We start from the raw sequence: 12,409 nt of genomic DNA on the forward strand, positions 1-12,409 counted from the left end.
CTCAACCGCGGGGCGCGTAGACCGCCACCTCGGCCGCGGGGACGTCGATGCGCACCGCGTCGCCGGGGGCGATCCCGAGCGCGGTCAGCCGCGCGAGCGTCAGGTCCGCCACCAGGTCACCGGCCCGCACCCGCACCAGTCCGTCGCGCGGTTCGAGCGACGAGACGGTGCGCGCGGCCCCGGCACCGTCCCGCGTCAGCACGGCGGCCGTCGGGTGGAAGGCGGCCAGGGCGGGCCGGCCGGGAGGCACGGCGTGCGCCCCCGACGCCAGCTCACCCCCGCCGTCGATCGCGATCCCGCCCCCGGTGGCGGTCCCGCGCACCAGCGCGAGCCCGGAGAACGTCGCGGCGAACGCACTCGTCGGACGACCGAGGACGGCCGCAGGGGTGCCCTGCTCGACCACCCGTCCACCCTCGAGCACGACGACGCGGTCGGCCAGTGCGACCACCTCGACCGGGTCGTGGGTGACGAGCACCGCGGGCCGGCCGGCGACAGCGGTCCGGAGTGCCGCGCGGACCTCGTCCTGCGCGCCGACGTCGAGCGCCGAGGTCGGTTCGTCGAGCAGCAGCACCGCCGGGTCGGTGGCGAGCGCGCGCGCGATCGCGACGCGTTGCGCCTGTCCTCCGGAGAGCGTGCGTGGGTCGCGCGTGGCCAGGTCGGCGACCCCGACGGCGTCGAGCGCGTCGCGGGCACGTTCCCGAGCCGCGGCGCGACCGGCTCCGGCCGCACGGGGCCCGAAGGCGACGTTCCCGACGACGTCGAGGAACGGGAACAGGTCGGACCGCTGCGCGACGAGTCCGATCCGGCGACGGTGTGCGGGCAGGGTGTGCCGCGGGCTCGAGACCTGCACCCCGTCGAGTTCGATCCGGCCGGCATCGATCGGCAGCAGCCCGGCCAGGGCCTCGAGCACCGTCGACTTGCCCGCACCGTTCGGCCCGATGACGGCCAGGCACTCCCCCGCACGGACCTCGATCGCGACGTCGACGTCCCGCGTCCCGACGACGACGTGCGCCCGGACGCCCACCGCACCCTCGGCCGTCACGCCAGGGCTCCGCGGGCGCGGAACGACGAGGCCCCGATGACGACGACGGCCACCACGACGAGCACGACCGCCAGGGCCACCGCGGTGTCCGGGTCGACCTCGCGCTGCAGGTAGACCTCGAGCGGCAGGGTCCGCGTGACCCCCTGCAGGCTGCCGGCGAAGGTCAGGGTGGCCCCGAACTCGCCGAGCGCCCGGGCGAAGCAGAGCACGAGCCCCGAGACGATGCCGGGCAGGACCCGCGGCGTCGTGACGGTCAGGAACGTCCGGGTCGGTCCGGCACCCAGGGTCGCCGCGACCCGTTCGTAGCGGTCGCCCTCGACGCGGAGCGCACCCTCGACCGAGGACACCAGGAACGGCATCGCGACGAAGGTCTGCGCGATGACCACCGCCGTCGTGGTGAACGCGATGTGCAGACCGTGGTCGTCGAGGAACGCCCCGACCACCCCGAGCCGACCGAAGGCCGCGAGCAGGGCGAGACCACCGACCACCGGCGGCAGCACGAGCGGCAGGAGCACGACGGCCCGGGCGACGCCGACCCAGCGCGACCGCGACCGCGCGAACAGCACGGCGAGCGGGTACCCGAGGACGAACGCGACGCCCGTGGCTGCGAGTGCCGTGCCGAGGCTGAGCCCGAGCGCGGTCAGTGACGCGGTGGAGGTCACGAGCCCGACGAACGACGACCAGTCCACCCGGCCGAGCATCGCGAGCACCGGCACGACGACGAACAGCCCGCCGAGCACCGCGGGCAGCGGGAGCCACCACGCGACCGGCGGCCGTCCGTCAGCGCGCGGAGCCACGGGTCAGGGCTTCCCGAAGCCCGCGGAGGCGAGCACACGCTGCCCGGCGGCGGAGCGGACGTACTCCGAGAACGCCTGTGCGAGCGCCGGGTCCTCGGATTCCCGGAGCACGCCGATCGGGTACGTGTTGACAGCCTTGCCCGACTCGTCGAACGGGACCCCGTCGACCTTGCCGCCGGCCCCACGGACGTCCGTCACGTAGACGAGTCCGGCATCAGCCTGACCGGACTCGACCTTGCCGAGCACGTCGGTCACGGACTGCTCCTCACTGACCGGCTCGAGATCGACGCCCGATGCGGACTCGACCTCCGCCGTCGCGGCACCGCACGGCACCGGGGCGGCGCACGTGACGAGCTGGACGCCCGGAGCCGTCAGGTCGTCGAGGTCCGTGATGCCCTTCGGGTTGCCCGGTGCGACGGCGATCTCGAGGACGTTCGTCGCGAAGTCCCGCGGCGAACCGCTCGCCAGGTCGATCGACGGCAGCTTCGCCATGTTCGCTTCGTCGGCGGACGCGAACACGTCGGCGGGGGCACCGTTCTGGATCTGGGTGACGAGGTCGCTCGAGCCGGCGAACGAGAACCGGATCGATGCACCGGGGTTCGCGGTCTCGAACTGCTTGCCGAGCGTGGTGAACGTCTTCTGGAGGGACGCCGCCGCGAACACGGTGATCGAACCGGTCGGCCCCTCGGTGTCGGAGCCCGCCGGGGCCGATGCCCCCGACCCCGCGTCCGGAGTCGTGCACGCAGCGAGCCCGAGCGCGACGGTGGCGGCGAGGGCCAGCGCCGCGAACGGCCGGAGGCGGCTCATCTTTCGTCCTCGTGCCGGGCAGGTGCCTCGACGGCGACCATCGTGGCCTTCACGGACGCCACCGCGACGGACCCGACCTCGAGCCCGAGGTCGCGGACGGCTTCGGCACTCATCAGGGACACCACGCGGTGCGGGCCGCACTGCAGCTCGACCTGCGCCATCACGGTGTCGACGACCAGGTCGGTGACGATCCCGACGAAGCGGTTGCGCGCCGAGCTCTTCACCGCGGACGCCGGGTCGGTCAGCTCGGAGCTGCGTTCGCGTGCGTACGCGGCGACGTCGCGACCGTCGACCACGGCTCGCCCCGCGTCGTCCGTGGCACGGGTGAAGGTGCCGCCGTCGACGAGCCGACGAACGGTGTCGTCACTGATCCCGAGGAAGGCCGCAGCATCCCGTACCCGCAGTTGCGTCATGATCCACCGATCCTATCCGCGGATGCGGCGGCAGGGGCGGTGGAGGGGGCCGGGCTGGGTCAGGACCGGTGCTCGATCGCCACGGGCAGCCCCTCGCGACGCCAGGCCTCGAAGCCGCCGTCGAGGACCGTCACGCGCCTCCCGGCCGGTTGCCGCGCCGCCCACGCGTCCGCACGGGGGCCGCGCGCGCAGTAGACGACGACCTCGTCCGCACCGGTGTCGTCGGTGACGGCACCGGCGACCACGCCGGCCGCGCGTTCCTCGTCGGTCCGGACGTCGACGACGACCAGCGGGTCCGACGGGTCCGCCACCCTGGCGGCCAGGGCGGACGGCGCGATGCGCGGCGTCGCGGAGGCACCAGCAGGTGCCGGTCGACGCGAGGCGGGTCCGCGACGGACGGGGCTCTCCGTCCAGCGCCACCGGCGGGCGTCGACGGTCAGCACGCGTCCGAGCAGCGGGTCGCCGTTGCCGGTGACCAACGCGAAGACCTGTCCTGCCATCACCGCACCGACCGCACCGCACAGGGCGGGGACCACGCCGTCCAGGGCGCACGAGCCCTCGTCAGGCAGCGCGTCGGGGTGCAGGTCGTGGAAGTCGACGCCGTCCGGCCCGGCGTCGCGGAAGACGCTGACCTGCCCGTCGTGGCCGAGCACGGTGCCCCACACGAACGGCACGCCCGCAGAGGCGCAGGCGTCCGAGACGGCCCGGGTGACCACGACCGAGTCGGCGGCGTCGACCACGACGTCGTGTCCGGCGACCAGGTCCGGCGTGAACGACCCGACCACGGCGACCGCGTCGAGTCCCGGGTCGACGGCGACGGCCCGGGCGACCGCGACCTGCGCCTTCGGCGAGCCGACGTCCGCGGCGGTGAAGAGCGTCTGCCTGGCCAGGTTCGAGGCGTCGACCACGTCGGGGTCGACCACCGTGAGCCGACCGATCCCGGCGAGGTACGCGACCACCGGCGCCCCGAGCCCGCCGGCCCCGACGACGAGGATGCGCGATGTGGCCAGGCGTCGCAGCCCGGTGACCCCGACATCGGCGAGCGCGGCGGTCCGCGAACCGAGCTGCGTCCGCCCCGGGGAGAGCGCGGCGGCGGGGGCGACGAGGGGTTCCATCCCGTCATTCTGGCCCGTCGCACCGAACTCCTGCATGTGAGAGTTCAGCGCCCGGACGCGGCGGATCCCCAGAGCAGATCGGTACGGTCGCGGGCGTGAGTTCCCCGCGCACCGGTACCGTCCCGGTCCGACGCACGACGTCGGACGCGTCGGTGCGCGCGCGCTCGCTGGGGCTCGTCGTGGCGGCTGTCCGGGCCCTCGCACGGACCCCCGAGATCACCGTCGGCGCGCTCGGCGTCGTCGTCGCAGCGGCCTTCAGCTGGGTGCCGTCGGTCTGGTACGACGAGGCCGCGACCATCGCGAGCGCACAGCGCAGCTGGCCGGCGCTCTGGGCCGAACTGCAGAACGTCGACGCCGTCCACGGCCTGTACTACGCCGTGATGCACGTCTGGTTCACGCTCGTCGGGTACTCGCCGTTCACGCTGCGGTTCCCGAGCGCGCTGGCCATCGGGGTGTCCGCCGGCCTCGTCGTCGCCCTCGGCCGTCGTCTCGGCGGGGTGCGGCTCGGCGTCGTCTCCGGGATCGTGTTCCTGGTCCTGCCCCGCGTCGCCTGGGCCGGCACCGAGGGGCGCCCGTACGCCACCGTCACGACCTTCGCCGTCGCGCTGACCCTCGTGGGGATCACCTCGGTCCGGCGCACCCGGACCCGGCACCACGCAACCCGGTGGTGGGTCGTCTACGGCCTGCTCGCCGTGGTGGCCGTGCTGTTCAACGTCTACCTGGCCCTGGCCGTCGTCGCGCACGGGGTCGTGCTCCTCTGGACGGCCGTCGCCGACCGTGCCGCACGGCGCGACGCCGTGCTCTCGCAGCGCAGCGGTCGGGTGGCCGCGCCGATGGTCAACCGCGCCGCCTTCGTGCGCTGGGGCGTCGCCGCCGTCGGGGCCGCGCTCGTGGTGTCGCCGTTCATCGTCCTCGCCGCAGGGCAGGCCAAGCAGGTCGGCTGGATCACCGGCGTCGGGTGGGCCACCGTGCGCCAGGTCGTCGCGACCGCCTGGTTCGGTGCCGTCTGGCCGTACGCGGTGCTCGGGTGGGCGCTGATGATCGTCGGCGTCGTGCTCGCCGTCCGGGCCACCCGACGCCCCTCCCCCGCCGCCCGTGACCTGCTGCGGATGCAGGCCGTGCGCGTCGCCGTCCCCCTGACGATCCTGCCCACCGCACTGCTCGTCGGCGCGACCGCGGCCGGGGAGCACCTGTACTCCCCGAAGTACGCCAGCCTGAGCCTGCCGTTCGTCGCGCTGCTCATCGGCCTGGCGATCACGGCGATCCGACCCCGGCGGTGGCTGGCGCTCGCGGTCGTCGGGATGCTGCTCGTGTCGGCACCGACGAGCACGATCGTCCGGCTGCCCCACGCGAAGCAGGACTCGCACTGGGCGAACGCGGCGGCCATCATCGAGCGCGAGCGGGACCGGCGCACCGACCAGAACGAGGGCGTCGTCTTCGGCAGCGTCTGGGAGCACCCGGGCACCACCGCGCAGGTCATCGCCGACTCCTACCCCGAGGCCTTCACCGGGATGCGCGACCTCGCCGTCGCCGAGACCGGTGCCGAACGCGGGCAGCTCTGGAACGTCAACGGGGACATCGCGACGACGGTGCCCCAGCGGATCTCCGGCATCGACACCGTGTGGTTCGTCGGCGGCAAGTCACGGAACATCCGCCCGCAGGTCACCGACACGCTCGTGGCCGAGGGGTTCCACGTCGTGCGCTACTGGCACACCGGCACGGTCATCCTCTGGAAGTACAGCCGCTGACGGTGGCGGTCCAACCGCTGACGGTGGCGGTCCAACCGCCGACGGCTGTGCCGGGGCGTCGGGTCAGTGCACCACGCGTGCGCCGTGCACCGGGCCGGTGGCGCGGAGTGCGACGAGCCCGGCGGCGCTGAGCTCGACCTGCAGCTCGAGCGCCGCATCACGGTCACCGACCAGGAACGCCACGGTCGGTCCGCTGCCGGACACCAGGCCGGCCAGGGCACCGGACTTCTCACCGAGCTCCAGCGTCGCCGCGAGCCGGGGCTGCAGGCGCATGGCCGGTGCCTGCAGGTCGTTGTGCACGCAGTCCGCGAGCAGGTCGGGGTCGCCGGCGCGCAGGGCCTGCAGCACGTTCGCCTCGACCACGGGGTGCGAGGGCGCCGGGGAGATGTCGGCGCGGTACCGCTCCCGGTGCTCGTCGAGCGCACGGTAGACGGCCGGGGTGCTCAGCCCGTCCTCGCTCAGGGCGAGGACCCAGTGGAACTCGCCCTTGGCCAGCGCCGGGCTCAACTCGTCGCCGCGACCGGTCCCGACGGCGGTGCCCCCGGCGAAGGCGAACGGCACGTCGGCGCCGAGCTGCGCGGCGAGCCGGAGCAGCTCCTCGCGACCGAGCGCGGTGCCCCAGAGCGTGTCGACGGCGAGCAGGGTCGCCGCGGCGTCCGCGGAGCCACCGCCCATGCCGCCGGCGACGGGCACCTGCTTGTCGATGGTCAGCCGCACGCCGCCGCGGTGTCCGGCCGCGTCGGCCACGAGCCGGGCCGCACGGATGGCCAGGTTCGACTCGTCGACCGGCACGGTGCTCGTGTCGATCGGGCCCGTGAAGGTGACCGAGAAGTCGTCGGCGGCTTCAGCGGTGACGTCCTCGTACAGGGACACCGCCTGGTACGCCGTGGCGACGTCGTGGTAGCCGTCGTCCTGCAGCGCCCCGACGGACAGGAACACGTTGATCTTGCCGGGGGCGCGCGTCCGCACGCGGGTCGGTGCGGCCAACGTGGTCATGCGCCCAACCTATCCCGCTGCGGCTGCCGTGAACCCCCGCGCCAGGTCCGCGGTGATGTCGTCGATGTGCTCGAGGCCGATCGACAGGCGGATGAGCCCGTCCCCCACCCCGGCGGCAGCCCGCTCGGCGGAGGTCATCTGCACGTGGGTGGTCGATGCCGGGTGCACGACGAGTGAGCGGACGTCACCGAGGTTCGAGACGTGGTCGAACAGCTCGAGCGCCGCCACGAACCGTCGGCCCGCGGCGACCCCACCGGCCAGGTCGAACGACAGAACGGCCGACGGCCCCTTCGGCACGTAGCGCTGCTGCAGGTGGTGCCACGGCGAGTCCGGCAGGCCGGCGTAGTGCACGTGCTCGACCTGGTCGTGTGCGTCGAGCCAGCTCGCCACGGTGGCGGCGTTCGACACGTGCCGGTCCATGCGGAGCGACAGCGTCTGGATGCCCTGCAGCACCAGGAACGCGTTGAACGGTGCGATCGCGGGCCCGAGGTCGGCGGACAGCTTCGAGCGGGTGCGCTGGATGAACGCCCGCCGCCCGAACTTCTCGGCGAAGTTCGTGTTCGCGAACCCGGACTGCTCGGTCGAGGCCAGCTGCGGGTAGGCGTCGGCGTGCGCGGCCCAGTCGAAGTTCCCGCTGTCGACGATGAGCCCGGCGATGGCGCTGCCGTGTCCGGCCAGGTACTTCGTCGCGGAGTGCACGACGATGTCGGCGCCGTGCTCGATCGGGCGCACCAGGTACGGCGTCGCGATGGTGTTGTCGACGATGAGCGGCACACCGGCCTCGTGTGCGACCCCGGCCACCCCGGCGAAGTCCAGGACGTCCCCGCGGGGGTTCGGGATGGACTCGCCGAAGAACGCCTTCGTCTCCGGGCGCACCGCCGCCGCCCACTCGGACAGGTCGGTCGGGTCCTGCACGAACGTGAAGGTGATGCCGAGGTCCCGCAGGGTCGACGCGAACAGCGTGTAGGTCGCGCCGTACAGCGAGGCGCTCGACACCACGTGGTCACCGGCGCGTGCGACACCGAGCACGGCCAGCGACGTCGCCGCCTGCCCGGACGCCAGCGCCAGCGCACCGATCCCGCCCTCGAGGTCGGCGACCCGGCGCTCGAGGGCTGCCGCCGACGGGTTGTTCACCCGCGTGTAGGTGTGGCCGGGAGCGTCGAGCATGAAGCGCGCGGCCGCGTCCTCGCCCGACGGGTAGACGTACGCGGCGCTCTGCGCGATCGGCGGCACGTTCGCGCCCCAGCCCGGGTCGGCCTTGAAGCCGGCGCGGATCTGGCGGGTCTCGAACGCCCAGCCGTCCTCGGCGTTGGTCGGCGCGGCCCCCATCAGGACTGCGCCCCGACCGACTGCCGGACGAGCGGGATGACCTGCTCGCCGAACCGGTCCATCTCCTCGAGCTGCGGCGAGAACTGCAGCAGGAGCGTGTCGACCCCGGCGTCCTCGAACTCCCGGATGCGGTCGGCCACCTGCGACGGCGTGCCCACGAACCCGGGGCGCAGGCCGCGGTTCGACACCGAGTAGTCCTCGAGCGAGGGCACGTGCTCGAGCTGCGACTTCGAGATGAAGTCCTGGTACGACTCGTACGCCTTGCCGTGCTGCACGTCGGTGATCCGGGCGAGCTCGGCCTGCGCCTCTTCCTCGGTCTCGCGCACGATGACGTACGCGGCCATGCCGAACGCCTCGAACGGCGGCAGGCCGGCGTCGACGCGGCGCTGCTTCATCTCGTCGATCTTCGCGCGGAGCTCCTCGACCGTGCCGCCGTGCGTGACGTAGGCGTCGGCGTACCCGGTGATCGCAGCCTTGCCGGCCTCGCTCTCCCCACCGGCGTAGATGCGCGGCGTCACGCGGGGCTTCGGCTCGAGGTGCGCGTTCTCGATGTCGTAGTACTCGCCCGAGAACGAGTACGGGGTCTCGCGCCACAGGCCCTTCATGACCTCGACGAACTCCGCGGTGCGCTTGTACCGGTCGTCGTGCTCCGAGAAGATCCCGCCGTACTGCTTCGCCTCCTCCGCCCACCAGGCGCTCACGACGTTGAAGGTGAACCGGCCGCACGAGATGTCATCGATCGTCGCCGCCTGCTTCGCCGTCACCGCGGGCAGGTGGTACCCGGGACGCATCGCCGCCATGATCTCCAGGCGCTCGGTCGTCGCCGCGATGGCCGCCGCGAGCGACCAGGCCTCGAGCGAGGGCGCCGCCGTGCCCTTGATGTCGTTGAGGTTGAGCTCCGGCACGAGTGTCAGGTCGAAGCCGATCCGCTCGGCGCGCTGCGCCAGGCGCTTCACGTAGTCGAAGGTGACCGGCATGTTCTCGTTGTCGACGTTGCGCAGCCAGCCGCCGAAGAGCGGGGTCCAGTATCCGAATCGCACGTGTGTTCCTTGGGGGTGTGGGAAGGCGGACTGGAGGCTCGTGGCGGGCCCGCCACGGGCCTCCAGTCCGGTGGTTCTTGCGTTCTCAGGCCGTGAGCTGCGCCGCGTACTCCGCTGCCAGCAGGCCACCGAGGTACTTCGCGATGGAGCGCGGGCCGGAGGCCGGCGCGGACTCCTCGACCGCGGGGTTGTAGTTCGTGTTCGTGTTGATGTCGTAGACGACGGTGCGGCCGTCAGTCGTCTCCATGAACTCGACGCCCGCGATGGTGATGCGCTGGTCGGCGAGGAACGTGCGGAGCTGCTGGACCAGCGGGTGCTCGGCGGTGATCTCGGTCCGGACGGCGAACGCCGGGGGCGCGCCGACGGTCTCGGTGCCGGGCACGTCGCAGACGGCACCCGCGATGACCTGCGGCACCTCGCACGCGTCGGCGGGGCAGAGCTCGAAGCTGCCGGCGCTGGTGTCGACGCGGACCGCGTACACGAACTCGCCGCCGACGAACTCGACGCGGGTGATGAAGGGCTCGCGGGCCGTCAGGTACTCCTGCAGCAGGGTGATGCCGTCGACCGGGGCCTCGAACTCGGGGCTGTCGACGTAGGCGTCGAACTCGGCGAGCGAGTCGAACCGCCGCACGCCCAGGCCCTTGCCGCCCTGGTTGTGCTTCGTGATGAAGGGGACGTCCTGCCCGTCGGTGAAGGTGCGGGCGGCGTCCTTGAGCGTCGTCGTGCCGAACACGGCGGTCGTGCGGGGCACGTCGAACCCGGCCTGCTGCAGGAGCCCGTGCTGGGCGACCTTCGACACCTCGAGCTCGAGCACGTGGCTGCCGCCGACGACCTGGCGACCGGCACGCTCGAGCCAGCCGAGGATCGCCCGGGTGTAGTCCTTGCTGTGCTCGTGGCCGCGGGTGTGGGAGCTCGCGGACATGCGGCTCCAGTAGACGCCGGGTGCCGGCTCGGCTGCGAGGTCGATCTGCCCCTCGGTCAGCAGGATCTCCTCGACCGGGACACCCTCGGCCTCGAAGGCCGCGGCGAGCGGGGGGAACCACTCGGGGTTCTCGTGGATGACGTACACGCGCGGAGTGCTCACGCCCCCACCCTAGGCACGGTATACCGCACGTGCCCAAGTGTGTGACGTGGCGTTGCTTCTCGGGGCGGGCGGGGCGCGGGGCGCGGGGCGGGGGCGGGGCGGGAGCGGGCGGGTCGCACGGTGCACGCTTGTCCGGTCGGTGCGAGGTTGGTCGCTCGGTGGCGGACTGGAGGGCGGCACCGAGCGGTCAACGGCGCACGGGCTGACCAACCTCGCACCGTGCGGGGTCGACCAACCTTGCACGAGCCGAGCGAACTCGCACCGTGCGCCGTGTCAGCCGGCGAAGGTCTGCTGTCCGACGACGCCGAGGAGCTCGAGCTTCTGCGCGTCCTCTGATCCTGGAGGCGCGGTGAAGAGCAGCAGGGCCTGCGCCTGGTCGTCGGTGTGCAGCACCTGGCAGTCGACGGTGATGCGGCCGAGCTCCGGCTGCACGATCGTCTTGTTGTCCGACCAGCGCGTGGCCACCTCGTGCTTGGCCCAGAGGTCGCGGAACTCGGCACTGCGCGTCTGCAGCTCGGCGATGAGTTCCGTCGCCCGGCGGTCGCCCGGACCCGCGAGCCCGACGGCCGACCGGAGCGACGCGACCACCACCCGACCCAGCCGCTCGTGCTGCTCGGGCGCGTACTTCGCGAGCTCCTCACCCGTCACGAACCACCGCCACGCCTGGTACCGGCGCTTGCCCGGCAGGCCGACCGAGCTGCTGAGGAGCGCCGCCGCGAGCCGGTTCTCGACCAGGGTCTCGCCCAGGTGACTGACGACGATCGCCGGGGTGTCCTCGAGCCGGTCGAGCACCCGCAGGATCGCCGGGTCGACGTGGTCGGCGCGGTGCATCCGGGTCGGGGCGTTCTGCCCGGACAGGTGGAACAGGTGGTCGCGCTCGTCGAGGCTGCACCGCAGGGCCCGGGCGATCGCGGCGATCATCTGCTCGGACGGCTGCGGTCCGCGCTGCTGCTCGAGTCGCGTGTAGTAGTCGACGGACATGCCGGCGAGGGCAGCGACCTCTTCACGGCGCAGCCCCGGGGTCCGGCGCCGTGGACCCTGCCCGAGACCGACGTCCTCGGGGCGCAGCAGCTCGCGGCGACGGCGGAGGAAGTCGGCGAGCGCGGCACGGTCCATGGGTCGATTGTCGTCCGCTTCCGGCCCGGGTGCCAGGGATCGCCGATCCCCCGATGACCGCGCTCTGGTTGCGTCCCTGTCCACGGAGCATCGTGGTGGTCATGGACATCACGAACTCCACCGTCTTCATCCCCGGCGCGACCTCGGGCATCGGTCTCGCGCTCGCCCAGCGCCTGCAGGCCGCCGGCAGCACCGTCGTCATCGGCGGCCGTCGCCAGGCGCTCCTCGACTCCCTCGCTACCGAGCACGGCTTCGGCACCGTGCAGATCGACGTCGCCGACGCGGCGTCCATCGAAGCCGCCGCCACCTCGGTGCTCGAGGCGTACCCGTCGCTCGATGCCCTGATCACCATGTCCGGGATCATGCGCGACGAGGACCTCCGCGACCCCGAGCACATCCACGACGCCCTCGAGCTCGTCCAGACGAACCTGGTCGGCACGATCCGCCTCGTCGACGCGTTCCTGCCGCACCTGCTCGCCCAGCCCTCGGCCACCCTGATGACCGTCACCTCCGGTCTCGCGTTCGTCCCGCTCACCGCATCACCGACGTACAGCGCGACGAAGGCCGGTGTGCACGCCTACACGCAGGCCCTCCGTCAGCAGCTCGTGGGGTCGTCGCTCGAGGTACTCGAGCTCGCCCCGCCGGCCGTCATGACCGACCTGATGGGCGGCGCGGACTTCGGCGGCATGCCGCTCGACGCCTTCGCCGACGAGGTCATGGCGCTCATCGAGTCCGGCGCTGCCCCGGAGATCCTGGTGCAGAACGTGCACCCGCTGCGCTTCGCCGAGCGGAACGGCAACCACCAGCAGATCCTCGAGATGATGGCGTCCCGCGAGCACTGACCCGGGCGCCTCGAATGGTGCGAGGTTCCGTGTTCGGTGTGAGGCACTTCGGCTCGCACCGACCACGGAACCTCGCACCA

Annotated in this window: 12 protein-coding genes; 2 read left to right on the forward strand and 10 right to left on the reverse strand. The window is 72.8% G+C overall.

The window, feature by feature from the left end:
* Window position 1 precedes the first annotated feature (1 nt).
* From DEJ19_RS14420 to DEJ19_RS14440, 5 genes are read right to left on the reverse strand one after another with little or no spacing between them, the layout of a single operon-like run.
* A complete protein-coding gene (locus DEJ19_RS14420; protein WP_258377448.1) occupies window positions 2-1,042 on the reverse strand; it encodes an ABC transporter ATP-binding protein in 1,041 nt (346 codons plus the stop codon).
* On the reverse strand, window positions 1,039-1,839 hold the full coding sequence (locus DEJ19_RS14425; protein ID WP_111093072.1) for an ABC transporter permease: 801 nt from the start codon (window positions 1,837-1,839) through the stop codon (window positions 1,039-1,041). The genes DEJ19_RS14420 and DEJ19_RS14425 overlap by 4 nt, the downstream gene beginning before the upstream one ends.
* 3 nt (window positions 1,840-1,842) lie before the next feature.
* A complete protein-coding gene (gene modA / locus DEJ19_RS14430; RefSeq protein WP_111233818.1) occupies window positions 1,843-2,646 on the reverse strand; it encodes a molybdate ABC transporter substrate-binding protein in 804 nt (267 codons plus the stop codon).
* The gene (locus DEJ19_RS14435) at window positions 2,643-3,059 is read right to left on the reverse strand and encodes a TOBE domain-containing protein (protein ID WP_111233817.1); all 417 of its coding nucleotides are present in this window, start codon (window positions 3,057-3,059) and stop codon (window positions 2,643-2,645) included. The genes modA and DEJ19_RS14435 overlap by 4 nt, the downstream gene beginning before the upstream one ends.
* A gap of 59 nt (window positions 3,060-3,118) precedes the next feature.
* Window positions 3,119-4,174, reverse strand: a complete 1,056-nt coding sequence (locus tag DEJ19_RS14440; RefSeq protein ID WP_181441588.1) for a ThiF family adenylyltransferase — start codon at window positions 4,172-4,174, stop codon at window positions 3,119-3,121.
* Window positions 4,175-4,269: 95 nt separating this feature from the next.
* On the opposite strand from DEJ19_RS14440, the gene DEJ19_RS14445 reads away from it, so the two are divergent.
* The gene (locus DEJ19_RS14445; RefSeq protein ID WP_111233815.1) at window positions 4,270-5,922 is read left to right on the forward strand and encodes a glycosyltransferase family 39 protein; all 1,653 of its coding nucleotides are present in this window, start codon (window positions 4,270-4,272) and stop codon (window positions 5,920-5,922) included.
* A 63-nt stretch (window positions 5,923-5,985) separates the two neighbouring features.
* On the opposite strand, the gene DEJ19_RS14450 is transcribed toward DEJ19_RS14445, so the two are convergent.
* The 5 genes from DEJ19_RS14450 to DEJ19_RS14470 all read right to left on the reverse strand — a co-directional run bounded on the left by DEJ19_RS14450 (window position 5,986) and on the right by DEJ19_RS14470 (window position 11,487).
* Window positions 5,986-6,918 (reverse strand): 4-(cytidine 5'-diphospho)-2-C-methyl-D-erythritol kinase, encoded by a 933-nt coding sequence (locus tag DEJ19_RS14450; RefSeq protein ID WP_110864073.1) that lies wholly within the window; start codon window positions 6,916-6,918, stop codon window positions 5,986-5,988.
* A gap of 9 nt (window positions 6,919-6,927) precedes the next feature.
* Window positions 6,928-8,247: an O-acetylhomoserine aminocarboxypropyltransferase/cysteine synthase family protein gene (locus tag DEJ19_RS14455; RefSeq protein WP_111233814.1), complete on the reverse strand. Its 1,320-nt coding sequence runs from the start codon at window positions 8,245-8,247 to the stop codon at window positions 6,928-6,930.
* Window positions 8,247-9,287, reverse strand: a complete 1,041-nt coding sequence (locus DEJ19_RS14460) for an LLM class flavin-dependent oxidoreductase (RefSeq protein WP_071406522.1) — start codon at window positions 9,285-9,287, stop codon at window positions 8,247-8,249. The genes DEJ19_RS14455 and DEJ19_RS14460 overlap by 1 nt, the downstream gene beginning before the upstream one ends.
* 85 nt (window positions 9,288-9,372) lie before the next feature.
* Window positions 9,373-10,371: an ATP-grasp domain-containing protein gene (locus DEJ19_RS14465; RefSeq protein ID WP_111233813.1), complete on the reverse strand. Its 999-nt coding sequence runs from the start codon at window positions 10,369-10,371 to the stop codon at window positions 9,373-9,375.
* Between the two features lie 273 nt (window positions 10,372-10,644).
* Window positions 10,645-11,487, reverse strand: coding sequence for a helix-turn-helix transcriptional regulator (locus DEJ19_RS14470; RefSeq protein WP_111234342.1), 843 nt, complete (start codon window positions 11,485-11,487; stop codon window positions 10,645-10,647).
* Window positions 11,488-11,588: 101 nt separating this feature from the next.
* On the opposite strand from DEJ19_RS14470, the gene DEJ19_RS14475 reads away from it, so the two are divergent.
* Window positions 11,589-12,329, forward strand: coding sequence for an SDR family oxidoreductase (locus DEJ19_RS14475; protein WP_110864077.1), 741 nt, complete (start codon window positions 11,589-11,591; stop codon window positions 12,327-12,329).
* Window positions 12,330-12,409 lie beyond the last annotated feature (80 nt).

The organism is Curtobacterium sp. MCSS17_016 (genome assembly GCF_003234255.2).
GTDB lineage: Bacteria > Actinomycetota > Actinomycetes > Actinomycetales > Microbacteriaceae > Curtobacterium > Curtobacterium flaccumfaciens.